The sequence below is a fragment of the Rhodoplanes sp. P11 genome, from assembly GCF_964266735.1.
GTDB lineage: Bacteria > Pseudomonadota > Alphaproteobacteria > Rhizobiales > Xanthobacteraceae > Rhodoplanes > Rhodoplanes serenus.
In genome coordinates, this window is record NZ_CAXWGY010000001.1 from 605,115 (window position 1) to 628,002 (window position 22,888).

General features: G+C 73.0%; 21 protein-coding genes. 8 read left to right on the forward strand and 13 right to left on the reverse strand.

What is annotated here, in order from left to right; genetic code table 11:
* Nucleotides 1–85 precede the first annotated feature (85 nt).
* Nucleotides 86–220: a DUF559 domain-containing protein gene (locus ACFQUV_RS02735; RefSeq protein WP_129607937.1), complete on the forward strand. Its 135-nt coding sequence runs from the start codon at nucleotides 86–88 to the stop codon at nucleotides 218–220.
* A 53-nt stretch (nucleotides 221–273) separates the two neighbouring features.
* Here the strand turns inward: ACFQUV_RS02735 and ACFQUV_RS02740 are convergent, their stop codons facing one another.
* Both ACFQUV_RS02740 and ACFQUV_RS02745 read right to left on the reverse strand, forming a co-directional pair.
* Nucleotides 274–1,494: an IS4 family transposase gene (locus ACFQUV_RS02740; protein ID WP_378394109.1), complete on the reverse strand. Its 1,221-nt coding sequence runs from the start codon at nucleotides 1,492–1,494 to the stop codon at nucleotides 274–276.
* Between the two features lie 304 nt (nucleotides 1,495–1,798).
* A complete protein-coding gene (locus tag ACFQUV_RS02745; protein WP_378394111.1) occupies nucleotides 1,799–2,536 on the reverse strand; it encodes a DUF429 domain-containing protein in 738 nt (245 codons plus the stop codon).
* A 252-nt stretch (nucleotides 2,537–2,788) separates the two neighbouring features.
* Here ACFQUV_RS02745 and ACFQUV_RS02750 point away from each other — a divergent pair, with 252 nt between their 5' ends.
* Complete coding sequence (locus ACFQUV_RS02750; protein ID WP_129611523.1) at nucleotides 2,789–3,664, forward strand: CoA ester lyase; 876 nt, start codon at nucleotides 2,789–2,791, stop codon at nucleotides 3,662–3,664.
* A 52-nt stretch (nucleotides 3,665–3,716) separates the two neighbouring features.
* Here ACFQUV_RS02750 and ACFQUV_RS02755 read toward each other — a convergent pair whose 3' ends face one another.
* The 4 genes from ACFQUV_RS02755 to ACFQUV_RS02770 form a co-directional block, all read right to left on the reverse strand.
* Nucleotides 3,717–4,697, reverse strand: a complete 981-nt coding sequence (locus tag ACFQUV_RS02755; RefSeq protein WP_165364176.1) for an NADPH:quinone oxidoreductase family protein — start codon at nucleotides 4,695–4,697, stop codon at nucleotides 3,717–3,719.
* Between the two features lie 232 nt (nucleotides 4,698–4,929).
* Nucleotides 4,930–5,355, reverse strand: a complete 426-nt coding sequence (locus tag ACFQUV_RS02760) for a response regulator transcription factor (RefSeq protein ID WP_111388768.1) — start codon at nucleotides 5,353–5,355, stop codon at nucleotides 4,930–4,932.
* A 169-nt stretch (nucleotides 5,356–5,524) separates the two neighbouring features.
* Nucleotides 5,525–6,160, reverse strand: a complete 636-nt coding sequence (fixJ, locus tag ACFQUV_RS02765; protein ID WP_111386136.1) for a response regulator FixJ — start codon at nucleotides 6,158–6,160, stop codon at nucleotides 5,525–5,527.
* Entirely contained in the window at nucleotides 6,150–7,802 is a 1,653-nt protein-coding gene (locus ACFQUV_RS02770) for a sensor histidine kinase (RefSeq protein ID WP_129611525.1), read from the reverse strand. The genes fixJ and ACFQUV_RS02770 overlap by 11 nt, the downstream gene beginning before the upstream one ends.
* 125 nt (nucleotides 7,803–7,927) lie before the next feature.
* On the opposite strand from ACFQUV_RS02770, the gene ACFQUV_RS02775 reads away from it, so the two are divergent.
* From ACFQUV_RS02775 to ACFQUV_RS02795, 5 genes are all read left to right on the forward strand, one after another.
* Nucleotides 7,928–8,614, forward strand: coding sequence for a helix-turn-helix domain-containing protein (locus ACFQUV_RS02775; protein ID WP_129611526.1), 687 nt, complete (start codon nucleotides 7,928–7,930; stop codon nucleotides 8,612–8,614).
* 47 nt (nucleotides 8,615–8,661) lie between these two features.
* Entirely contained in the window at nucleotides 8,662–9,120 is a 459-nt protein-coding gene (locus tag ACFQUV_RS02780) for a phasin family protein (protein WP_129611527.1), read from the forward strand.
* Between the two features lie 69 nt (nucleotides 9,121–9,189).
* The gene (locus ACFQUV_RS02785; protein ID WP_129611528.1) at nucleotides 9,190–10,014 is read left to right on the forward strand and encodes a universal stress protein; all 825 of its coding nucleotides are present in this window, start codon (nucleotides 9,190–9,192) and stop codon (nucleotides 10,012–10,014) included.
* Nucleotides 10,015–10,068: 54 nt separating this feature from the next.
* A complete protein-coding gene (gene pncA / locus ACFQUV_RS02790) occupies nucleotides 10,069–10,698 on the forward strand; it encodes a bifunctional nicotinamidase/pyrazinamidase (protein ID WP_129611529.1) in 630 nt (209 codons plus the stop codon).
* 59 nt (nucleotides 10,699–10,757) lie between these two features.
* Nucleotides 10,758–11,399, forward strand: coding sequence for a phosphoribosyltransferase (locus tag ACFQUV_RS02795; RefSeq protein WP_129611530.1), 642 nt, complete (start codon nucleotides 10,758–10,760; stop codon nucleotides 11,397–11,399).
* A gap of 15 nt (nucleotides 11,400–11,414) precedes the next feature.
* Here the strand turns inward: ACFQUV_RS02795 and ACFQUV_RS02800 are convergent, their stop codons facing one another.
* The 7 genes from ACFQUV_RS02800 to ACFQUV_RS02830 all read right to left on the reverse strand — a co-directional run bounded on the left by ACFQUV_RS02800 (nucleotide 11,415) and on the right by ACFQUV_RS02830 (nucleotide 22,112).
* Entirely contained in the window at nucleotides 11,415–12,392 is a 978-nt protein-coding gene (locus tag ACFQUV_RS02800; RefSeq protein WP_129611531.1) for a S1C family serine protease, read from the reverse strand.
* Nucleotides 12,393–12,605: 213 nt separating this feature from the next.
* Nucleotides 12,606–13,646, reverse strand: a complete 1,041-nt coding sequence (locus tag ACFQUV_RS02805; protein ID WP_129611532.1) for a hypothetical protein — start codon at nucleotides 13,644–13,646, stop codon at nucleotides 12,606–12,608.
* Nucleotides 13,647–13,651: 5 nt separating this feature from the next.
* Nucleotides 13,652–16,771, reverse strand: coding sequence for a penicillin-binding protein 1A (locus ACFQUV_RS02810; RefSeq protein ID WP_129611533.1), 3,120 nt, complete (start codon nucleotides 16,769–16,771; stop codon nucleotides 13,652–13,654).
* A gap of 268 nt (nucleotides 16,772–17,039) precedes the next feature.
* Nucleotides 17,040–18,401 (reverse strand): nicotinate phosphoribosyltransferase, encoded by a 1,362-nt coding sequence (locus tag ACFQUV_RS02815; RefSeq protein WP_207211615.1) that lies wholly within the window; start codon nucleotides 18,399–18,401, stop codon nucleotides 17,040–17,042.
* 103 nt (nucleotides 18,402–18,504) lie between these two features.
* Entirely contained in the window at nucleotides 18,505–20,217 is a 1,713-nt protein-coding gene (locus ACFQUV_RS02820; protein WP_129611534.1) for a serpin family protein, read from the reverse strand.
* Nucleotides 20,218–20,512: 295 nt separating this feature from the next.
* Nucleotides 20,513–21,778 (reverse strand): Zn-dependent hydrolase, encoded by a 1,266-nt coding sequence (locus ACFQUV_RS02825; protein WP_129611535.1) that lies wholly within the window; start codon nucleotides 21,776–21,778, stop codon nucleotides 20,513–20,515.
* A 202-nt stretch (nucleotides 21,779–21,980) separates the two neighbouring features.
* The gene (locus ACFQUV_RS02830; RefSeq protein WP_280176773.1) at nucleotides 21,981–22,112 is read right to left on the reverse strand and encodes a hypothetical protein; all 132 of its coding nucleotides are present in this window, start codon (nucleotides 22,110–22,112) and stop codon (nucleotides 21,981–21,983) included.
* 289 nt (nucleotides 22,113–22,401) lie between these two features.
* Here ACFQUV_RS02830 and ACFQUV_RS02835 point away from each other — a divergent pair, with 289 nt between their 5' ends.
* Nucleotides 22,402–22,881, forward strand: coding sequence for a DUF123 domain-containing protein (locus ACFQUV_RS02835; RefSeq protein ID WP_244601765.1), 480 nt, complete (start codon nucleotides 22,402–22,404; stop codon nucleotides 22,879–22,881).
* Nucleotides 22,882–22,888: the final 7 nt, after the last annotated feature.

The following is a 22,888-nucleotide window of genomic DNA, read 5'->3' on the forward strand; positions in this document are numbered from 1 at the left end:
CTCTCCCCGCTGGCGGGGAGAGGTGATCCGGGGCGCTGCAGCATCCTTCACCTCTCCCCGCACGCGGGGAGAGGTCGGTTCGACAATGCTCGGCATTGTCGAACCGGGTGAGGGGGTTCGCGTGCTGCGGTTCTGGAATAAAGACCTTCTCGGTAACACCACCGGCGTGCTGGAGCGGATTGTCACCACGTTGCGCGACGACGGCAGGAGCACGACGTGAGGCGACTCCCCCTCACCCGGATCGCTTCGCGCTCCGACCTCTCCCCGCTGGCGCTAGGGCATGTACAGATTTCCGGTTGCGGCTGCGGCGGCGTGGATTTTGAACTGTTCGAGGCCGTGGCGGAACGTGATGGGGCCGGGCGGGCGGGAGGATGGATAGCCGTCCCAGCCGCCCAGCCGAGCGATGATCCAGGCGGCCCAAGGGAGGCTGCGAGGTGGGTGCGGATTTCTCTGGAGCGCGGTCCTCCCGCGATAGGCGGCATCGAGTGCATCGAGCACGTCGAGCTCGTGTGGCGTGAAGGCCGTGCCGGCGGGCTCGGCGCCGGTGCCGTCGCGTGCCTGCAGGAGGGCGAGCGTGACGGCGGCCGCCTTGGTGGCGACGGCGGCGAGCTTTTGCAGGCGGTCGGCGGTCTCGATCTGGCTGTCCTCGAGGCGCAAGCCTTGCGTCTTCATCAGGCGGAACAGCTGCTCGATGGTCCAGCGCCGCCGATACCAGTCGACGATCCGCCACGCCGCCGCGGCGTCGTCGACCGGATGGGTGGTGAGCAGCCGCCAGTGCAGCGGCACGACGCCGGCGGGCGGGCCATGCTCGACCACCTCGACCAGCGTGAGCGGCACGCTCTCGGGCAGATGGCGATGGTGGCTCCCCCTCGGCCGGCGCAGCACGACGGGGCCGAACCGCAGGGTCAGCGTCGCGCTGCGGGCCGGGCGCTGCGGCGATCGGGCCGGCAGGTCGAGCGTCCCGGTCGCGACGGCGGCGAGCCGTTCTCCGGCCCCGTAGAGGCTGCTGCCGTCGGCCAGGCCGCGATCATGCATCACCCGTCCGATCAGATGGAATCCGGGCCTCGGCAACGTCGCCCAGAAGGCGAAGAGGTCGCTCTCGCGGTCGCCCATCACGGTGACGGAGGCGGCCGCGGCCAGCACGCGCCCGGCCTGCTCACCGGTCTCGATCCAGCGCTTCGACTCGCGCTCGGACAGCGGGCGCTTGGCGTGCACGACGCTCTGCCGGCCCTGGCGCGTCCAGATCGCGCCGCCGACCAGGCCGAGGCTCGCGCCGGTGTCGGCGTCGAGCGCCAGCATGGCGTGCACCAAAAGGCCGTGCCCCGTGCCCTTGCCGATCTCGCCAAGCCCGCGCCGCCGCCCCGGCCGGGTCGAAATGGTGATCTCGCTGGTGTCCTGGATGGCCAGCACATGCCGCCCGGCCGCCGCCGGCCCGGTCTCGCTGCTCCACCCCTCGATCAGACGCGCGACCGTGACCTTCTCGTTCCCCAGCAAGCGATGAAACCGGACCTCCGAGGACCGTCGGCCGCCGCTCAGACGGCGCAGACACACGCTCTGGCGCGTGACCATGCGTTCGAGCAGCGCCGCCCCCCTTTATCGAGGCGACGATCCCCGAACCGGCCCAACGACAATCCGCTGCTCCCCATCGCGACACTCCGATCAGCCCGAAGTGTCCGACATGGAATCATGCGAAGCCCCCACTACGGAAGAGCTGCCGACACCCCCGAGTCACTCCGCCGCACCACGATGTGTGCATGCCCTAGCCCGCAAGCGGGGAGAGGTGACAGGCACAACGTCCTCACGCCCAGATCGCCATCGGCAGGCCGTGGCGGTCGCGCGGCGGCGGGTCGGGGAGTGGGCGGGCGAGGCCGGCGCGGATGCGCCGCGCCGTGACGGAACAGGCGAGCGCATCGAGAAGATCGTCCGCACCGGCACCGCGCGGCGGCGCTGCCTCGACCACCGCGACCGGCAGCCCGGCGGCGACCAGCAGGCGGCGGCGCAGATCGAGACCCGGGCCATACGGCCGGCCCTTCACCTTCTTGGGCTCGGCGAGCGGCGCCTCCCCGTTCATTTGCCAGAACGCCAGCTCCGGATGGCTTTCGAAAACACGCGCGGCGAGCACCGGATCGCCGACGAGCGCGGCATCGACCTCGCGGATCTTCGGCACGAGATTGAACAACTGACGCGACACCTTCCTGGGCGGCTCGGAGGAGGCGAGCGCCGCCGCGCACGCCGCGCCATAGTCGGCCGCGTAGACGGCGGCGCGCGACGGCACCGAGAACACCGACGACTGCCGCGCCCCGAGCCGCGGCCGCACCAGGGTCTCGGCCACGCGGCCGCCGGGGCCGACCCGGTCGGGCAGGCCGATGGGCATGTCGACGGCGATCACGGCCGGTGCCTCGGGCGCCGCCACGATCTCGGCGAAGGTCCGCTCCATCCGCAGCCGCACCGCCTCGCCGGCTCCGGGCGGTGCCACGAAGGCCACCACCCAGCCGCCCGGACAGCCGTCGACACCGGCCAGCCATTCATGGCTCATAACCATCTCCCATGGCCCAGGGCGGTCCGCGACGCCCCGCCGGTGTTCTACGACGGGATGGTTCCCTCGGCGCCGGAAAATGCTCTGGAGCGGTATCCGATCCAACTGGATCGGACCCCGCTCCAATCGTCCTTGTTTGATCGCATTTTCGACGGCGAACCGGGTCCCACTTCGCCGGAAAATGCTCTAGGGTCGCGCCGTCGCTCGGCGCCGCGACGGCCGCGCGAGCCCACGCCATTCCGGAGACAGGACATGACGATTCGCCCGCGCCGCAGCGTGCTCTACATGCCGGGATCGAACACCCGCGCCATGGAGAAGGCCAAGACCCTGCCGATCGACGCCGTCATCCTCGACCTCGAGGACTCGGTCGCGCCCGACGCCAAGGCCGAGGCACGCCGGCTGGTCGCCGAGACCGTCAAGGCCGGCGGCTTCGGCCGCCGCGAGGTGTTCGTGCGCGTCAACGGCCTCGACACGCCGTGGTTCGCCGACGATCTCGCGGCCGCGGCGGCGGCGCGCCCCGACGTGATCCTGGTGCCCAAGGTCTCGACCGCGCAAATGCTGGAGACCATCGGCCAGCGCCTGCTCGACAGGCATGCCGACGCGCGTGTCCGCGTCTGGATCATGATCGAGACGCCGCATGCCATCTTCAACATCCGCGAGCTAGCGGCGGCCGCCGCCGACACCGAGACCCGGCTCGGCGGCTTCGTGATGGGCACCAACGATCTCGCCAAGGAGAGCCGGGTCCGCATCGTGCCGGGCCGCGCCCCGATGACCGGCTGGCTCGCCGACTGCGTGCTGGCCGCCCACGCCTACGGGCTCGACATCGTCGACGGCGTCTACAACAACCTCTCGGATCTCGACGGCTTCCAGCGCGAATGCCTGGAGGGCCGCGATCTCGGCTTCGACGGCAAGACGCTGATTCACCCCAACCAGGTCGAGCCTTGCAACGCGGTGTTCTCGCCCTCCGCCGACGAGGTCGCGATGGCCCGCAAGATGATCGCGGCGTTCGATCAGCCGGAGAACCGCGACAAGGGCGTGGTGCAGATCGACGGCCGCATGGTCGAGCGGCTGCATGCCGAGATGGCGCGCCGCACCGTCGCCATCGCCGAGGCGATCGGCATGGCGTGACGGCCGGCGGGACTCCGGAGCCGCGCCGCGCGCCGCGTCGCCGGCGCGCCGCTCAGGCGTCGGTGACCCGCAGGATCACCTTGCCGGTGGTGGCGCGGTCGCGCAGCGCCACCAGCGCGTCGGGCAGCGCCTCGAAGGCGTGCGTCGCCCCCACATGGGGCGACACGGCACCCGCCGCGGCGAGCCGCGACAGCCGGTCGCCGACGCGCGCCAGCATGGCGCCGTCGTGGTCCGGGTGGAAGTACACGCCGATTGCCGACAGGCGCCGCAGCAGCAGCCGGTTCGCCGGAATCTGCGGGATGGCACCGCCGGCGAAGCCGGTGATCAGCCAGCGGCCACCCCAGGCGAGCAGGCGCAGCAGATCCTTTGCTTCGCCGCCGACCGCGTCGACGATCACGTCGACGCCGCGGCCTTCGGTCAGACGCGCCACCGCGTCGCCGAGATTGTCGCTGCGATAGTCGATCGCGGCGTCGGCGCCGTGGCTGCGGGCGAGCGCGCATTTGTCGGCGCCGCCGGCCGCCGCGATCACGAAGGCGCCGAGATGGTGGGCGATCTCCACCGCCGCGAGGCCGACGCCGCCGGCCGCCGCCGTCACCAGCACGCGCTCGCCGGGGGTCACCACGGTGCTCTCGGTCAGCGCCACCAGCGCGGTGGTGTAGACGATCGGCAGAGCCGCCGCGGTCGCGGCCGACAGCCCGTCCGGCACCGCCATGGCGAGGTCCTGGCGCAGCACCGCATAGTCCGCGAAGGCGCCGGTCTCGACCTTGCCGGCGACCCGCAGGCCGGGCGCGAAGGTGGCGCCCGAACCCGCCGCCACCACGGTGCCGGCCAGCTCCTGCCCCATGGTGAAGGGACGCTGCGGTCGCACCTGATAGCGGTCGTCGGCCATCAGCAGATCGGCGAAGTTCAGCGCCGCCGCCTCGACGCGGACCAGCAGCTCGTGCGGTCCCGGCTCCGGCGGCGCGATGGTGTCGAGCGCGAGGCCGTCGAGGCCCGGCGCCAGCGAGCGCCAGGCCCGCATGGTCGTGGTCATGTCGTCGTTCCTGCTCGGCACCGTTCCTGCTCGGCACCGTGTTCCTGCTCGGGACCGTGGTCCTGCTCGGGATCGTCGCGCGCGATGTGGTCCGATCCGTCTCGGGGCCGCGACCGGAATGCCGGCGGCCCGAGGCGGGCGACTGTGGCGCAGGACGACGGACCGAGCAAGCGGCGGCGGCGCGACACGGCGGCGCGCCGCCGTGGACCTCGGCGAGGACATCTGCGACGCCTCAGGCGCGTCGTCCCTGCGGCCGCGGGTCGGCTCCCGAGAGGGCGGCCAGCACGGCGACGACGCCGTCGACGACGCTGTCGCCGGCCAGCGGTTGCTCGATCACGGTGACGCCGGCGGCGTCCGCCTCGCGGCGCAGGCGCCGGGTCGGATTGCTGCTGATCAGGATCGCCGGCAGCCGGTCGCCGCGGCGGCGCAGCCGCGCCACGAGATCGAGCCCGCTCATGTCGGGCAGCCGCGCATCGGTGACCAGGCAGGCGAGTGCCGGCGGCTCGCTGAGGTCGAGCAGATCATGTCCGGTCGCGAAGGTGCGCACCGCGAAGCCCTCGACCCCGAGCGCGAACCCGAGCGCGTGCCGCAGGCCGGAGTCGTCGTTGACGACACCGATCAGTGGCCGCACAGGATCGTCGAGACCGTCGCGCGCCATGGTCGTGTGCGTTCTGGGCTAGGCCGTGGCGGCCTTCGTCGCCGTGCCGCGACCGGAGCCGGGCGGACGTCGTCGGCGACGTCCGGCAGCGAGGAGACCCCAAACGGGAGGCGCCGCCTTGACGCCGCTCAAAAAAGCGGCGGGCGCGCGGCCCGCGCCCGGCAGCGCCTCATTCGGCGCCGGGCGGCAGCTCGTCGGCGAGATCGGCCGTGAGGGTCATCCGCACCAGCTCCGACAGGCTGACGGCCCGCATCTTGGTCATCACATTGGCGCGGTAGATCTCGACGGTGCGCGGGCTGATGCCGAGCTCCCACGCGATGGTCTTGTTGGCCTTGCCGGCGACCAGCCCGTCGAGCACCTCGCGCTCGCGCCGCGACAGGACCGCGATGCGCTGCCGCAGCTCGCGCCGGGCCGCCTCGCGCTCGGCGGCGTCCTCGGCGGCGGCGAGCGCGGTGCGCACCGAGGTCAGCAGCGCCTCGTCGTCGAACGGCTTCTCCAGAAAATCGACGGCGCCGCTCTTCATCGCCTCCACCGCCATCGGCACGTCGGCATGTCCGGTGATCACCACCACCGGCAGGCGCACATCCATGGCGCGCAGCTTCTTCAGGAGATCGACGCCGTCGAGCTCGGGCATCTTCACGTCGGTGACGATGCAGCCGGGCGCGACGTCGGGCAGCGCCTGCATGAAGGCGACACCGCTGTCGTAGGTGCGGGTGCGATGGCCGGCGGCGCGCAGCAGGAAGTCGAGCGACCGGCGCACCGATTCGTCGTCGTCGATGACATGCACGACCGGATCAGCCGACATCGCCGAGGTCCTCGCTCACGACGGCCGGGAGTGTAAACCGGAACGACGCGCCGCCGCCAGGGGCGGGCTCCGCCCAGATGCGGCCGTCGTGCCCTTCGACGATGGTGCGCGAGATGGCGAGCCCGATTCCCATGCCGTAGGTCTTGGTGGTGGCGAAGGGCTGGAAGAGCTGGCCGGCCATCTCGGGCGCGATGCCGGACCCGGTGTCGGCGACCTCGACCATGACGGAGCGGTCGGGCCGGCGCGACGTCGCCACCGTCAGCACCCGCTCGGGCGAGCCCTCCATCGCCTCGATGGCGTTGCGCATCAGGTTGAGCAGCACCTGCTGGATCTGCACCTTGTCGACGAACACGCGGTCGGCCTGCGGATCGAGCTTCAGCCGCACCCGCACGCCGATCTCGCGGGTGCCGACCAGCGCCAGCGCGCTGGTCTCCTCGATCAGCGTATCGATGCTCTCGATCCGCTTCTCGGGCTCGCGGTTGGCGACGAAGTCGCGCAGCCGCCGGATGATCTCGCCGGCGCGCAGCGACTGGGCGACCGCCTCGTCGATCGCCTCGCGCACCATCGACAGCCGCTCCGGATCGGGGCCGCCGTCCTGGGCCAGCAGGCGCCGCGAGCCGGAGAGATAATTGGCGATCGCCGACAGTGGCTGATTCAGCTCGTGGGCGAGCGCCGAGGCCATCTCGCCCATGGCGGTGAGGCGAGAGACGTGCACCAGCTCGGATTGCAGGCGCTGCAACCGCGCCTCGGTCTCCTGCCGCTCGGTGAGGTCGCGCACGAAGCCGGTGAAGAAGCGCCGCCCGTCGGAGCGCATCTCGCCGACCGTCAGGGCGATCGGGAAGGTCGAGCCGTCCTTGCGCTCGCCCACCGCCACCCGTCCGGTGCCGATGATGTGGCGCTCGCCGGTCGCGAGATAGCGGGCGATATGGCCGCGATGCGCCTCGGCATAGGGCGGCGGCATCAGCACGGCGAGGTCGCGGCCGACCACCTCGGCGGCCGTGTAGCCGAACAACCGCTCGGCGGCGGCGCTGAACAGCTCGACGGTGCCGTTCTCGTCGGCGATCACCACGGCGTCCGGAACGTTGGCGAGGATCGACTGGAGATGGGCTTCGCGCGCCGCCAGCCGGCGGGTGCGGGCGGCCGTCTCGGCCCGCACACGACGCATCCGCTCGCCGAGCAGTGCGGCGCCGGTGCCCACCAGCGCCAGCACGATGCCGGTGACGATGATGCCGGTCGATGACCCGCCGGGCTCGCCGAACAGCGGGAGATGCAGGACGAGCGACAGCGCGGTGGCGACGAGCCCGGGCCCGAGGCCCCCGAAGGCGCCGACCACCAGCACCGGCGGCACCAGCACGAGATCGGCCCCCGCGGCGGACAGGTCGACCACCGCCCGGTGCAGCAAGGCGGCGATCGCCGGCAGGCCGATCGCCGTCCAGTACCACGACGCCCGGTCCGACGACGAGGCCGTCGCCGACGCCACCGTCGCCGGCGCGGCTGCCGCCGACGGTGGATCGCTCGCCGGTGAGACGCTCGAGGCCTCGGCGGCGGCTGCGTGGCGTCCGGGCGCACCGCCGGCGTGATCCGCTCGCGGCTCGATCGCGACGGGGCGCGCCCCGCCCGGACGACCGCCGATCTGCGCCATGGTCCGCTCCGCGCCCGGCCGCCCCGCCTCCGGGACGGCCCTTAGGGACACTACCCGAATTTCGGCGCGGCGTCCGCTTGCCTACCGTGCGAGGGCCGCAGTCCGTTCTTATCGAAGCTCGCGCCATGCTGATGCAGAACGCCCAGACCCTCAGCGCCACGCATCCGGCCAAGCCGCTGGACCGCTGGGCCGCGGCGCCCCTCGGCGACGCTGCTGCCGTCCTCGACACGCTGGGCGTCCGCATGAGCTATGGCCGCAACGCCGAGATCTTCGGCGAGGGCGAGCCCACCGCCTACGTCTATCGGGTGGTGTCGGGTGCGGCCCGCACCTACAAGGTCCTCGACGACGGTCGCCGCCAGATCAGCGCCTTCTATCTCCCCGGCGAGGTGTTCGGGCTCGACGCCGCCGAGACGCATCACTGCTCGGCCGAGACGGTGGCCCGCTCGGTGCTGCTGGTGGTCAAGCGCAGCGCCATCCTGTCGCTCGCCGAGACCGAGCACCGCACCGCGCATCTCCTGTGGGCGCTCACGGCGCGCGAGCTGCAACGGGTGCAGACCCATATGCTGGTGCTGATCCGCAGCGCCCAGGAGCGCGTCGCCTGCTTCCTGCTGGAGATGGCGGAGCGCATGGGGGTGGTGGACCAGGTCGAGCTGCCGATGTCCCGCCAGGACATCGCGGATTATCTCGGGCTCACCATCGAGACGATCTCGCGCACGCTCACCCAGCTCGAGAGCACGGGGGCCATCCTGGTGCCGACCTGCCGGCGGATCGTCCTGCGCGACCGCCGCGCGCTGAAGCGGCTCCACGCCTGATCCGGCCTTCGGCGACGGCCGAGGGCGCTGGTCCCGAGGAGGTTGCCATGTCGACGGATTGCCCGGAACTCCCACCTCTCGATCTGGAACTGCCTGCGCGTCCGCTGCTCGATCTGCCGGCCGACGTCCGCACCGTCGCGGTCGACGGGCTGGAGCAGATGAAGGACGGCTGCGAGAGCCTCGCCCACACGGCCGAGGAGGCCGGCGAGGTGATCGAGCGCAGCTGTGCGGGCGCCGTCCACGGCGGCGCCGCCCTCGGCCTCGAGATGATCGCGGTCATGCAGGCCAACATGAATGCCGGCTTCGCCTTCGCGGCCGAGCTCGCCGAGGCGCGGACGCTGCCCGACATGATCGAGCTGTCGAGCACCTTCGCGGCCCGCCGGCTGGAGGCCGCGGTGGCGCAGGGCAAGGCCCTGTGGGCGTCCGGCCAGCGCCTGATGAGCGACGCGGCGCGGCCGTTCGCCGACAGCCTGTCGGCCCATCTCGACCGGCCGGCCTCGAGCTGACGGCGGCGCGCCCGGCGCGGGGAGAGGGGACGCGGCAGACCTGGAACGCACCCAGCGAAGGAGCGTGTCATGTCCTATGCCACCATCATGGTCCATGTCGGGATCGACGACGGCTGCGACGCCCGGATTCGCGTGGCGAGCGGTCTCGGCGAGCGCTTCCATGCCACCCTGATCGGGATCGCCGCCTGGGGGCCGCGGCCACCCTTCGCGGCGGAGGGCATGGTGGTCGATTTCGGCCCGTCCGAGAGCGAGACGGCGGCCATGCAGGCGGAGCTCGGCCGCCTCGGCGCCCGCTTCCGGGCCACCCTGGGCGCCACCAACCGGCCGGTCGAATGGCGGGCCGCGCTCGACTTTCCGGTCGAGGTGGTGGCCCGGGCCGCCCGTGCGGCCGACCTCGTCGTGGTCGGCGCGGGGCCGCAGCCCGACGACTCGTTCCGGGCGCTCGACCCGGGCAGCGTGGTGCTGCGCGCCGGCCGTCCGGTGCTGACCGTTCCGGCCGGGGTCGACGCCCTGGTGCCGAGCCGCGTCATGATCGCCTGGAAGGACACCCGCGAGGCGCGGCGGGCGCTCGCCGACGCCCTGCCGTTCCTGCACGAGGCCGACCGGGTGATCGCCGTCGAGGTCTGCCCGGACGGCGGCGAGGATGCCGCCCAGGAGAATCTGGACGATCTGGCACGGCATCTCGCCCGCCACCGGATCGCGCTCGCGGCCGGCATCACCATGCATGCCGACGGCGCCGCCGGGGATGCGCTGATCCGCGTCGCCGGCGAGGAGCGCATCGATCTCGTGGTCGCCGGCGGCTACGGCCACAGCCGGCTGGGTGAATGGATCTTCGGCGGCGCCACGCGCGACCTGCTGGCTCGCGCCCCGGTCTGTTGCCTGCTCTCGCATTGAGCCATAATCCGGGGGCGGCGGCGCCGCCGAGGCGCCGCCATCCCGGAGGAACGGATGGGCGCGGGCCCGACCATCGACGATCGCGACGTCCTCCTGGTGGTGGACGTGCAGACCGACTTCTGCCCGGGCGGCGCCCTGCCGGTCGCCGAGGGCGACGCGGTGGTGCCGGTGGTGACGCGGCTCGCCGAGCGCTTCCGCCACGTCGTGCTGACCCAGGACTGGCACCCGCCGGATCATCGCTCGTTCGCCTCGGTGCATGCCGGGCGGGCGCCGTTCGAGGCGGTGACGTTCGACTACGGCCCGCAGGTCCTGTGGCCCGATCACTGCGTGCAGGACACGCCGGGCGCCGCCTTCCATCCGGGCCTCGTCATCCCGCATGCGGCGCTGGTGTTGCGCAAGGGCTTCCGGCGCGACATCGATTCCTACTCGGCGTTCTTCGAGAACGACCGCCGCACCCCGACCGGGCTCGGCGGCTATCTGCGCGAGCGCGGCTTCGACCGGGTGGTCGTGGTCGGGCTCGCCTTCGATTTCTGCGTCCGCTGGTCGGCCGAGGATGGCCGTGCGGCGGGCTTCGACGTGGTCGTCGTCGAGGAAGGCTGCCGCGGCATCGACCTCGACGGCTCGGTGGCGGCCACCCGCGATGCCCTGGTGAGCCAGGGCGTGCGGCTGATCGACACCTGGTGAAGCAGGTCGGCGGTGCGAGGGGCGTGCCGCGCGCACCATCGACGGGGAAGGCTGCCTTCGTGTTCATCGACCGCGCCGACGCCGGGCGGCGTCTCGCCTCGGCGCTCCAAGACTACCGCGGGACACGGCCGGTCGTGCTGGCACTGCCGCGCGGCGGCGTGCCGGTGGCGGCCGAGATCGCCGCCGCGCTCGACGCGCCCCTTCACTTGGTGATCGCCCGCAAGATCGGCACTCCCGGCGAGCCGGAGCTGGCGATGGGGGCGGTGGTCGACGACGATCCGCCGGTGGTGCTGCGCAACGAGGCGGTGATCGCCGCCTACGGCGTGACCGAGGCCGCCTTCGCGGCGGCCTGCACGGCCGCCTGCGCCGAGATTGCCCGGCGCCGCGCCCGCTATGTCGGCGACCGCCCCTATCCGGATCTCCTCGGCCGCACCGTGATCGTGGTCGACGACGGCCTCGCCACCGGGGCGACCGCCCGGGCGGCGCTCGCGGCGGTGCGGCGGCAGCGGCCGGCCCGGCTGGTGCTCGCGGTGCCGGTCGGCGCGCCCGACACCCTCGACGCCATGGCGGCGGAGGCCGACGAGATCGTCTGCCTGGAGCAGCCCGCGCATCTCACGGCGATCGGCGCCTGCTACCGTGATTTCCACCAGCTCGACGACGAGGCCGTCACCGACATCCTCGGCTTGTTCCCGGCCGCCTGATCCCGCCGCGGCGCCTCAGTGCATACGCGGGGTGTGCAGGAAGCGCATGCGGTCGCCGGAGGTGATGCGCAGGGCCAGCATGCGGCCGTCGCGCATCACCGTCAGCGGCACCTCGACGCCGGCCGGGCCGAGCGCCCAGACGTGGCGGAACAGCTCGGCCAGGCTGGCGACCGGAGTGTCGGCGACATTGAGCAGCACGTCGCCGGGGCGCAGGTCGGCGCGCTGCGCCGGGCTGCCGCGGGCGACGCCGACCACCACCAGCCGGTCCTCCAGCTCGGTGGCGTAGAGGCCGAGCCACGGCCGCGGCGGCCGGGTCGGACGGCCGTGCGCCAGCAGATCGTCGAGCACCGGCGGCAGCAGGTCGATCGGCACCACCAGGTTGACGTGAAACACCGTCTCCGGATCGCGGCGCTGCTCCAGATGCAGCGAGCCGATGCCGACCAGCTCGCCGGCCGCGTTGATCAGGGCGGTGCCGCCCCAGTTGGGATGCGCCGGCGCCGTGAACAGGGCGTCCTCCAGCAGGTACTCCCAGTAGCCGGCGAACTCCTGGCGGGCGACGATGCGGGCCGCCACGGCCCGCTGGCGGCCGCCGGCGGCGGCCAGCACGACGTGCTCGCCGACCAAGAGGTCGGCCGAGCGGCCGAGCGGCACGGCCGGCAGGTCGAGGCGGGCGAGCGCCTGCACCAGGCCGAAGCCGGTCTCGTGGTCGTAGGCGAGCGCATGGCCGGGCACGACGCGGCCATCGGCCGGCCGCAGCCACACCGTCTCGGCCTCGGTGATGAGATAGCCGATGGTGAGCACCAGCCCGCTGTCGCGGATGACGACGCCGTGGCCGGCCCGCTCGGTGCCCAGCGTTTCGGCCGTGGTGGCGTGCGCCGGCACCTCGGCTCGCAGCGCCACCACCGAGCCGAGGGTGCGATCGAGATCGAACTTGTAGCCTTCCGCCTTCGGCTGGGCGGCCGGCGGTATCTTCCACTCCCCGGAGGACGGCATCGGCATTTTCCCTGCGCGATCCGCACGCGATGCCCTCGCGGCAGCGGCGGGACGCGCCGAGCTCTGATGTAGAGGCGAACGGCGGAGAGGACAACAAGGCGGCCACAGGGGCGCTGCTCCCGCGGCATCACGTCCGCGGCGGCCCTCCCGCCCGGCGGCCCGCCGCGGCCCGCCGCTCGGCCCGCGGGTCGCGCCGACGAGGATCAGGGACGATCAGCGGGCGCCGAGAATGCCGGCGATCGCCTCGATCTGGCTGCGGGCGTAGCGCGGCAGGCCGGCGCTGATCGAGGTGCCGGTGTTGAACGAGGAGTTGCCGGCGAGCACCTGGGCCGGCACCATGTTGCGCAGCACCGGCACGCCCTCCAGCTCCTTGCGCTTCTCGAACAGGTCGCTCTCCACCGCGAGCGCCACGAAGGCGCTGGCGATGGTGCGGTTCGGATCGGCCGGGCTCGGTTGCAGCACCGCCAGCACCTTGCCGAACTGCATCACCTGGTTGACGTGGACGATCGACTGCTCGAGCGCCGCCGCCACCGGCGTCTCGATCCCGGTCAGCCCGGCGATGGCGGCCTGGTCGATCTCGGCGGCCGGCACCAGGCGCAGCTCGCTCTGGAACTCGATGTGGTCGGCGATCTGCTTGCCGCTCTCGCGCAGCTTGTTGACCAGCATGATGGCGGCCGGAAGCTTGCCCTCGAACTGATAGCGTGATTGCAGGCAGAGCACCGGGCCGGCGTTCTCGCACCAGCGCCGTGCCGGATTGTGGGCGGAGAGCCGCGGGTCCTTGTTGGGGGCGACGTCCGCCGCCGTGATGGTGCGGTGCTTGATGGCCGGGTCCATCTTCTCGACGGTGGCGAGCGACAGGAAGCGGGCGAGGTCGACCTGGGCGGGCGGCTTGGCGATCTCGACGCGCGCCTCGGCCACATAGAGATGCAGCTTGCGCTTCACCGACTTGGCGACGCCGTTGGTGGTCACCGTGACGCTCGGCTCGTCATAGCCGGGGTGGAGCGCCAGGAGCTGCTTCTGGAGCGGCCGCGCCCGCGCCCAGTCGGAGAAGCGGATCAGCCCGGTCTTGGGATCGACCAGCTCGCCGTTGCGGTGGTCCGTGAAGGCGACCACCCCGGGGGCGAGCGAGCCGGGCGCCACCTTGGTGATGTCGGCGACCTCCTGGATGCGGATCTGGGCGACAGCCGGGGGAGCGGCGATCGACAGGAGGGCCAGGACCGCCAGGGCGGCCGCGGCACGACGTTTCGCAGTCATCGGGTTCACCAATAGCGATCGCGGTCGGCGTAAGGATATTGCGGGTCGACCCGCTGCGGATAGCTTTCGCTGCGGTACTCGCGCGTGCGCGGATCGACCGGCTGGCCGCGGCCGAGCTGGCCGAACAGCCCGCCCTGGCCCTGGTTCGGCGGTGTCTGCCAGGAGCGTCCGTAGGGCGACGGCGGCGGGTACTGGCCTTGGTTCGGGTAGCCCTGACTCGGGTAGCCCTGGTTCGGATACACCTGCCGGGGCTGGAACGGATTCTGGAAGCCGAACGGGAACCCGCCGCCCTGGAACGGCCAGCCGCCGGACCCGCCATAGCCGGAGGTGCCGCCGCCATAGCCATTGCCGTATCCGTAACCGTACAGCTCGCCATCGGCCGGATCGCGGTAGCCGTGGCTCGCCACCTCGACGGCGGAGACGAGATCGTGCTGGGTGTCGGCGAGCTGGCCCGAGCGGTCGAGGCGGAAATACTCGGTGAAGGCCCCGGGCGTCCGTTCCGGCACCCGGCTGCCGGAGCGCAGATCGATTGGCATGGCGACGAGGAGGCGCTGCGCCTGCGGCGACGGCGGCGCCAGCGGCGCCTTCTTGGACACCGTGCTCCACGCCGCATCCATGATCGAGGCGAAGATCGGCAGCGCCACGTTGCCGCCGGTGCGGCCGCTGCCCAGCGTGCGGCGCTTGCCGTCGGCATTGTCGTAGCCGACCCACACCGCGATGGTGACGTCGTTGGAGAAGCCGACGAACCAGGCGTCGTTCTCGTCGTCGGAGGTGCCGGTCTTGCCGGCCACGTAGGGGGCGAGGCTCGCATGGGCGCGCGCGGTGCCGCGCGACAGCACGCCCTGAAGCATGCTGCGGAGCTGCACGAAGGCGACGCGATCGCCGCCTGCGAGCGCGCGCGTCTCGGGCGTGCGGCGGAACACCGGCTGGCCCTGCTCCTCGACCGACTCGACCGCGTAGGGCTCCGGCCGGTTCCCCTCGTTGGCGACGGCGGCGTAGAAGGCGGCGAGATCGATCATCCGCACCGGCTGGGCGCCGAGCACGAACGGGTAGTAGCCGACGCAGTCGCGATAGACCTGCGCCTCCAGCGCCAGCTCGCACACCTTGCCGAGGCTCTGCACCGGATCGCTGGTGATGCCGCCGTCGAGGAGCTGCGCCGTCACCATGTTCTTCGAGTATTCGAGCCCGAGCCGCAGGGTGACGATGCCGGAGGACCCGCCCGAGTAGTTCTTCGGCGTCCAGTAGTCGCGGTCGCGCGCCGCCGCGCCGCTGCCGCCGACCGGCGGCAACGTGATCGGTTCGTCGCGCACCAGCGTGTTGGGCTGGAGCCCCTTGTGCAGCGCCGCCAGGTAGGTGAACGGCTTGAACGCCGAGCCGGGCTGTCGCTGCGTCTGGGTCACCCGGTTGATCTGGCTCAGCGGGTAGGAGAAGCCGCCGGCCATCGCGAGAATGCGGCCGGTCTTGTTCTCCAGCACCACGGTGGCGCCCTGCACGGTGGGGCGCACCCGCAGGTCGGCGCGGGCGCCCTTCTTGCCCTCGCTCGCCTTGACGTAGACGACATCGTAGAGGGCGAGCGCCCGGCGGATCGCCGGCGTGGTGCCGGCGAGCGGCAGCACCCGGCCGTCGGCGAGCCCGACCTTCATGCCGTCGCCCTTGTCGGCCTTCTGGACCACCACGGCGGGCGTCCACTGGACGTCGTAGAGCGGCAGGCGGGCGGCCTTGAGGGCCTCCTGCCAGGGGGCCGTCGTCGCCGCCCTGATCGCCTTGGCGGCGGGGCTACCCGTCCCCGCGCCGCCCGCCGGTCCGGTCGCTCCGGTGGTGGCGGGGCTGCCGCCCGCCTCGGCCTGAAGCTTCTGCACGGCGGCCGCGAGGCTCAGCTCGGGACCGGAGAACTGCACCCGCCCGGTCGACGCCTCGTAGCGGGCGAGCCCCTCCTGGAGCGCCGCCTCGGCGGCCTTCTGCAAGTCGGGATGGATGGTCGAGCGCACCGTCGAGGAGGCCGCCGTCAGCGGCGACACGCCGGGCAGCGAGCGGGCCTCGCGCGAGATGTGGTCGAGCACGTAGAAGCCGGTGGTGCGGGCGAGCCGTTCCCACGGCACGTAGCGCACGCCGGCGGCGCGCGCCGCCGCCACCTGCTCGGCCGAGACGGCGCCGTCCTCCTGGAGCCGGGTGAGCACGTAGCCGAAGCGCTCCTGGGCGCGCTCGGGGTGGCGGTCGGGATTGTAGAAGCTCGGCCCCTTGGTGAGCCCGGCGAGGGCGGCGCCCTCGGCCAGCGTCAGCGCCGAGGCGGGCTTGCCGAAATAGGCGCGGGCGGCCAGCTCGATTCCCCACGAGCCACGGCCCAGATAGATCGAGTTGAGATACAGCTCCAGGATCTCGGCCTTTGTGAGTGTCTGCTCCACCCGCGCCGCGACGATCATCTCGCGGATCTTGCGCTCGTAGGTGAGATCGTCGCCGACCAAGAGATTCTTCACCACCTGCTGGGTGATGGTGGAGCCGCCCTGCGGCCGGCCGGGCCGCGCCAAGTTGCCCACCATGGCGCGGATCAGGCCGCGCTCGTCGATGCCTTTGTGCTGGAAGAAGCGCTTGTCCTCGGCCGCCACGAACGCCTTCTGGACCGCGTCCGGGATCTCGGCGAGCGGCACGAAGACGCGGCGGTTGTCGGGCTCGTAGACCTCGGCGAAGCGGTTGCCCTTGGCGTCCAGCACCGTCGAGGTGCCGGCGAGCTTCAGCCCCTTCAGGCGGCGATGATCGGGCAGATCGGCGACCGCCTTGTTGTACCAGGTGATCACGGCCGCGATGTCGGCCGGCGAATCGGCGACGTCCTCGTTCTTGCAGAACTGGCGGTAGAGCGGCGGCAGCGCCTTGAAGTCGAGCCCCTTGAACGCCTTGATCTCGCCCGTGAACGCCTGCGGGTCGTCGAGCGCGGTGGTGATCAGGCCGTCGAGATCGATGGACTCGATGTCGAACGCCTTGCGCATGTGGGCGCAGCCGTCGCGCAGGATCTGCACGACCGCCGCCTGGTCGCGGCTCGGATCGAACTCCGTTCTGATCGCCTCCGGCCGGATCGCGACCTGGCCGAGGGCCAGGAACGCCGCGAGCAGCTTCACCAGGATCACGTCCATGCCACCGGCCACAGTTCGAAGATGAGAGCGCCGACTATAGGCGACCTACAACGGCGAATTTGCGATGCCGTTCCATCCGGCCGCGCACTTTTGTGGCATCGGCGCGGCGGCGCGCCGCCGGCGGCGCGGCGCGCCCGTCCGGGGTACCGCTGCGGGCCGCAGCCCGGACAGGGTGACCAACCCCGACAGGGTGACGAAGGGTGGTTAAGAGAGGCTTGCGGTCCGGATCGTCGAAGCCGGTGCGAGCGCCGAGGGGACGTCGGAGGCCTCACCCGTGGGTCGCGATGCGGCGGTCGACCTCGGCGGTGAGCGCGCGCAGCGCCGGCGCGATCGTCACCGGATAGGCGCCCGCCACCGTGACGTCGCGCAGGGCCGGCGGCAGTGCCGCCAGCTCGGCGGCGGCGCGCGCGCGGATCTCGGCGAGGCTCGGGGCGGGCTGCACCCGCTGTCCTGCCCGCATCACCGGCGCGAGCAGCGGCGTGCCGTCCTGCCGGTCGCCGTCGAGCGACACGACATCGCCCGCCAGCGTGCCGTCGGCCGCGTGGCGGCGCCACACCTGCTTGCGGCCCGGCCAGGTCTGCTTGTCGGCGGAGCGCTTGCGCCGGGCGACGCCGTCGTACTCCTGGAGCTTGTAGACGATGTCGAGCACCGGCTGGTCCTGCGAGGTGGTGAGTGCGGTGCCGACCCCGAAGCCCGCGATCGGCGCGCCCGCCTTGACGATGGCGTCGATCGAGACCTCGTCGAGCCCGCCGCTGACGAAGATGCGCACGTCGCGGCAGCCGCCGTCGTCGAGCACCTGCCGGACCTGGCGCGACAGCGCCACGAGGTCGCCCGAGTCGATGCGCACCGCCTGCACCGTGATGCCGTCACGCGCGAGCTTCGGCGCCAGTGCCACAACCTTGCGGGCCGCGGCGACCGGATCGTAGGTGTCGATCAGCAGCGTGAGATTGTCGGGCCGGGCGCGCGCGAAGCTCTCGAAGGCGACGATCTCGTCCTCGTGGGCCTGCACGTAGGAATGCGCCATGGTGCCGTAGCACGGGATGCCCCACAGCATCTCGGCCAGCACCGTGGCGGTGCCGGCGAAGCCGGCGATGTAGCTGGCGCGCGCCGCCATCAGCCCCGCCTCGGCGCCGTGTGCGCGGCGGAAGCCGAAGTCGACCAGCGCCTTGCCGGGCGCCGCCAGCATCACCCGCGCCGCCTTGGTGGCGATCAGGCTCTGGAACTGGACCAGGTTGATCAGCCGCGATTCGAGCAGCTGGGCGAGCGGCAGCGGCGCCGTGATGCGCAGGAGCGGCTCGTCGGGGAAGAACACCGTGCCCTCCGGCATGGCGTCGACGTCGCCGGTGAAGCGCAGGCCGGCGAGGTGATCGAGCATCGCCCGGTCGAAGCGGCCGCTCCTCTCCAGATAGGCGAGCTCGGCGGGCGAGAAGCGCAGGCCCTCCAGCCAGGCGACCGCCTGCTCCAGCCCGGCCGCCATCATGAACGAGCGTCCCGGCGGCAGCCGCCGCACGAACATCTCGAACGAGGCGGTCGCGGTCAGGCCGGTCCGCAGATAGGCCTGCATCATGTTGAGCTGGTAGAGGTCCGTCAGCAGCGGGCTGTCGCCGATGTCCCTGTCGCCGATATCCATCGTGGCTTCCGTCCGGAGGTGCGGCGGGCGCGGCCGGCCGGGCGGCGCCACGGCCGGCGGTGTAGCACGGGGCGCCGCGACGGGGGAGACGGCCCGCGGCCGCTCAGCGCGGTGCCTCGGCGGGAGGCGGCGCGGGCTCGGACGGCGGTTCGGTGCTCGGCGGTGCGGCCTGCTCGGACGGCGCCGCCGCGGCGGGCGGTTGCGGCGGCGGCTCGGCCGCCGGCGCGGCAGTGGCCGGCGGAACCGCCGGGGTCTCCGGCGAAGCGGCGGCGGTCGCCACCGCGCGGCCGGCGTCGCCCACATAGCCGGCGAGCAGCACCAGGCCGGTGACCTTGTCGCGCAGCGCGAACCAGAACGGCTTGTCGAAGGCGAGCCGAGGATGCGACGGCCGCGTCGCCGATCGCACCGTGACGACCGCGGTCGCCGCCGCCGCCTCGGTGCCGCTCTCGTCGATCTTCAGCACCGTCTTCTGGATCACCTCGGCGATGCGCTGGCCGGGCGCGAAGCCGGCGAGCGCGGTCGGCGAGGCGCGCCCCGCCTTCAGGCCGAGGGCGTCGAGGGCGGGCAACAGCTCCGCCCGCTCGGCCAGCGCCAGGCGCGGCAGCGCCACGTCGGCCGGGCCGGCCGCAAAGCCGTCGCCCGACAGCCAGCCGGCGACCGGCGCGAAGGCCGCGGCCGGCTGCGGCGCGTCGCGGCTGGTCAGCAGCACGAGGGCGAAGCGCTCGTGCGCATAGCCGAGCTCGGCGGCGACGAAGCGCTCGTCGCTGCGCATCGGCACCGCCTCGAAGGTGGCGGTCATCAGCGGCACCTCGACGGTCGAGCCGTCCAGGCGGGTGAACGGCGCCGGCCGGGTGCGGGCCTCGGCGAAGGCGGTGCGCCAGCGGTCCTTGAAGGCGAGCGCGTTGACGGCGACGAGACCGGCGTCGGCCGGCACCCGGTCCAGGATGGTCGGGATCAGGCCGCGGGTCTTCTCGCCCACCCAGCCGTTGATGCGGGCGAGCGTGGCGGGATCGCCGAGGCGCTCGCGGAACACCGTGCCGCCCGCGGCCGCGACCGCCGCCAGCGTCGGCTCCTTGGGGTTGGCGGCCGGGTCCATCCACAGCGCATCGGCGACCGAGAGCACCTCGGCGGCGGTCGGATCGGACCGCAGCGCCTGCGCGAGCCGGCGCACGGCGGCGAGATCGGCCGGTGGCGGCGCGGCCGTGCGGTCGCCCTTGCGCGCCGATGCCTTGCGGTCGGCCGCCGTCCCGGTCGGCGCCGCGGCATCGTCGACGAAGGCGAGGGTGCGGGCGAGCGCCGCCCGCAGGCGGTCGTCGGCGCCGAGATCGATCAGCGCCATCACCATGGCGAGGCTGCCGGGCGACACCACCAGATTGGCGGCGTCGGGAGTCTCCTGGCGCAGCGCCTCGACCAGCCGGACCGCGAGCCGCGACTGTGCCGCCAGCATCACGGCCGGGTCGGGGGTGGCCGATGTCGGCGCGGCGGTGGCCGATGTCGCGGCGGCCGCGCCGGCTGCTGCGGCGCCGGCTCCCGCGGCGGTCGCCGGCTTGGTGGCGCGCGACTTGGCACCCGGGGCGACGGACCGTTTGGCCGGCACGCCCTTGGCGGCCGCGGGGGCGCCGGGCGGGCGATCCGCCGTCTTCTTCCGTGCCGCGGGGGCGGCCTTTCCGGCCGGCTTCGCGGCGATCGTGGCCGCCGACGGATCGGCCTGGGCGGCGGCCGGACCGGCGGGGCCAGCGACCAGGAGAGCGGAGACGAGAATCGAGACCAGGATGGACAGGCAGGCGGACGGAACGGCGATCACCCGTGCGGACATCGCACTCTCCTGAGCCGGAACGACACCGGCCGATGGACCAGCAGGCCGGTGGCCGCCGCAACCCGCGGCCACGGTGGTCGGCAATTCCCGCCAGAGGGCCAGCCGATACCGGCCAAATCAAGTCGGTGCGGCCATCCGCGCGGCCACACCGCGGCGCTCCTTGCGGAGGTGTCGCGAGCCGGCCGGCCGGTTCACGCCGGCCGCGGCGACGCGAGCGCCGGCGCAGCCGATGCGCCCGGAGACCGCGTGCGTCGCCTCTGGTCGCGAACGCGACGATGTCGCGCCGCGCGGCGGGTCAGCCGGCGGCCGCGCCGGCGTCGAAGCGCAGCACCGCTTCCAGCATGGTGGCGGCGCCGGCCGCGATGGCGGCGGGCTCGGCCCACTCCTCGGGGGTGTGGCTGCGGCCCTCGCGGCACGGCACGAACACCATGGCGGCGGGCGCGATGCGCGACAGGAAGGCGGCGTCGTGGCCGGCCCCCGACGGCAGCGACAGGCTGGAGAGGCCGCGCGCCGCCGCCCCCTCGGCGAGCAGCGTCCGCAGCCTGGGGTCGCAGGCCGCCGGCGTCGCCCGCGACAGCGTGGCGCAGCGCTCGACCACCGTGGCGGTCGCCTCGGCGATGCATCTCGCCTCCGCCTCGATCTCGGCCACGAAGGCGTCGAGGAGCGCGGCGTCCTCGGCCCGGACGTCCACCACGACGCGGCCGCGCTGCGGCACCACGTTGATGGCATTGGGGGCCACCTCGATCACCCCGGTGGTGGCGACCACATAGCCGCGGCCGAGCTGGGCGAGCGCCTGGGCGCGCTCCGAGACGAACCCGACCAGCCGGGCGGCGGCGACACCGGCGTCGCGCCGCATCGCCATCGGCATCGTGCCGGCATGCGCGGCCTCGCCGAGAAACACCAGCTCCAGCCGGACGATGCCGACGATGCCGGTGACGATGCCGATGTCGGTGCGGCTGCGCTCCAGCACCACGCCCTGCTCGATATGAAGCTCCAGGAAGGCGGCCACGTCGCTTCGGCGGGCGGTGGCGAGCCGCGCCGTGTCGCCGCCGACCCGGTCGATCGCATCGCCGAGCCGCTCGCCGCCGGGGCCGCGATAGTCCAGCATCTCGGGCGCCAGCAGGCCCGCCATGGCGCGGCTGCCAATGCAGGACAGGCCGAAGTCGCTCGGCTCCTCGGCCAGGCAGTCGACCACCTCGACGGGATGGCGCAGCGTGCGGCCGCTCTCCCGCAGGGCGCGGGCGACCTCGAGGGCGGCGATCACCCCGGCCGGGCCGTCGAAGCGGCCGCCCGATGGCACCGAGTCCGAATGCGAGCCGAGCATCACCACCGGGCGGCCGGGCTCGCTGCCCTCCAGACGGCCGAACAGGTTGGCGGCGGCATCGAGGCGCACCGCGAGGCCCGCCTCGGCGAAGCGGCGGCGCAGCCAGTCGCGGCCCTGGTCGAACAGCGGCGTGAACGAGCGGCGGGTCCATGGCCGCGCCGCGTCGGTGATCTCGGCGAGCGCCATCAGGTCCGACCACAGGCGGCGCTCGTCGATGGCGGGAGTGCGGTCGGTCATGCGGCGGTCCTTCGGCGCGTCCAGCCGCCGCGGGGCGGCGCGGGGCGCGGATCAGCATAGCGGAGCGATCGGGGATGAGGATTGCCGGGCCGGAATGACGGCTCCACCCGCTCGTGGCGATCGCCGTCGCGGGACGCGGGGCACGAGCCGAAGGTGGCGACGCGCCAGGCGAGGATCGGAACAGAGAGCCGGGAGAGGCGGTTCAGGCCGCCTGGGCGGCGTCGTGGCGGCAGAAGCTGGTGCAGATCACCTCGGCGCCGCACTGGTCGCAGGCATAGGTGGTGTCCAGGATGCGTGGTTCGGCCTTGGTGGTGCGGGCACTGCGGAACGACATGCGCTTGGCGCAGCGGGGGCACGGAATGATCAGAGAGGGCAAAGCGCTTTCGGTCGTGATGGAGCGGCGGCCCATGCGATGTTCCCCCAAAAGTGCAGTCGGCTCATTCCGCATGAGCGTTTGTACGGAGACTAGTCCAGCGCCTCGGCGGCGTACGAGTCAATACAAATTTGTGCTATGCACAATAAGCGCGCGCGGTGGTGCCCTGCATTCATTCTGGCGTTGCACACAGGTCTGCATGCCCAAACGATCGGACGGAGCAGATGCCCACACCGACGACGCCCCGACTGTGGCCCGTCGTCGGGGCCGGACAGGCGCCGCCCATGCGGCCCCGGCACGGCCCGCCCGGGCGAGCCGTCTGCCCGACTGCGGCGGCGCCTATGTGCTCGCCATCGCGCTGCCGGCCGCTCTCCGCATGACGATCTCGCGCCGGGCCGATCGCGGCGCCGCGGTGCTGTCGGCCGGCCGGTATCTCTACTGCGGCTCGGCCCGCGGCCCCGGCGGGCTGCGCGCCCGCATCGCCCGCCACCTGCGCCGGCGCAAGATCCTCCGTTGGCATGTCGATCGGCTGACCACGCGGGGGCGGGTGATCGCCGTGTGGGCGATCCCGGACGGCGACGAATGCGCCCTGGTGGCGTCGCTCGCCGGCCTGCCGGTGCCGCTGCCGGGCTTCGGCAGCAGCGACTGCCGCGGCTGCGCCAGCCATCTCCTGGCCTGGCCGGACGGCGCCGACCTGCCGCTCGGGCCGCCGACCCTGCGGCTCGTCTGAACCGGCG

Coding starts and splice junctions, on each gene's coding strand:
- ACFQUV_RS02810 (WP_129611533.1), bottom strand. CDS start 16,771: ATGGACGTGATCCTGGTGAAGCTGCTCGCGGCGTTCCTGGCCCTCGGC.
- ACFQUV_RS02805 (WP_129611532.1), bottom strand. CDS start 13,646: ATGACTGCGAAACGTCGTGCCGCGGCCGCCCTGGCGGTCCTGGCCCTC.
- ACFQUV_RS02820 (WP_129611534.1), bottom strand. CDS start 20,217: ATGTCCGCACGGGTGATCGCCGTTCCGTCCGCCTGCCTGTCCATCCTG.
- ACFQUV_RS02735 (WP_129607937.1), top strand. CDS start 86: ATGCTCGGCATTGTCGAACCGGGTGAGGGGGTTCGCGTGCTGCGGTTC.
- ACFQUV_RS02760 (WP_111388768.1), bottom strand. CDS start 5,355: ATGGCGCGCGACGGTCTCGACGATCCTGTGCGGCCACTGATCGGTGTC.
- ACFQUV_RS02750 (WP_129611523.1), top strand. CDS start 2,789: ATGACGATTCGCCCGCGCCGCAGCGTGCTCTACATGCCGGGATCGAAC.
- ACFQUV_RS02800 (WP_129611531.1), bottom strand. CDS start 12,392: ATGCCGTCCTCCGGGGAGTGGAAGATACCGCCGGCCGCCCAGCCGAAG.
- ACFQUV_RS02825 (WP_129611535.1), bottom strand. CDS start 21,778: ATGACCGACCGCACTCCCGCCATCGACGAGCGCCGCCTGTGGTCGGAC.
- ACFQUV_RS02780 (WP_129611527.1), top strand. CDS start 8,662: ATGTCGACGGATTGCCCGGAACTCCCACCTCTCGATCTGGAACTGCCT.
- ACFQUV_RS02775 (WP_129611526.1), top strand. CDS start 7,928: ATGCTGATGCAGAACGCCCAGACCCTCAGCGCCACGCATCCGGCCAAG.
- ACFQUV_RS02755 (WP_165364176.1), bottom strand. CDS start 4,697: ATGACCACGACCATGCGGGCCTGGCGCTCGCTGGCGCCGGGCCTCGAC.
- ACFQUV_RS02815 (WP_207211615.1), bottom strand. CDS start 18,401: ATGGATATCGGCGACAGGGACATCGGCGACAGCCCGCTGCTGACGGAC.
- ACFQUV_RS02830 (WP_280176773.1), bottom strand. CDS start 22,112: ATGTCGTTCCGCAGTGCCCGCACCACCAAGGCCGAACCACGCATCCTG.
- fixJ (WP_111386136.1), bottom strand. CDS start 6,160: ATGTCGGCTGATCCGGTCGTGCATGTCATCGACGACGACGAATCGGTG.
- pncA (WP_129611529.1), top strand. CDS start 10,069: ATGGGCGCGGGCCCGACCATCGACGATCGCGACGTCCTCCTGGTGGTG.
- ACFQUV_RS02770 (WP_129611525.1), bottom strand. CDS start 7,802: ATGGCGCAGATCGGCGGTCGTCCGGGCGGGGCGCGCCCCGTCGCGATC.
- ACFQUV_RS02745 (WP_378394111.1), bottom strand. CDS start 2,536: ATGAGCCATGAATGGCTGGCCGGTGTCGACGGCTGTCCGGGCGGCTGG.
- ACFQUV_RS02785 (WP_129611528.1), top strand. CDS start 9,190: ATGTCCTATGCCACCATCATGGTCCATGTCGGGATCGACGACGGCTGC.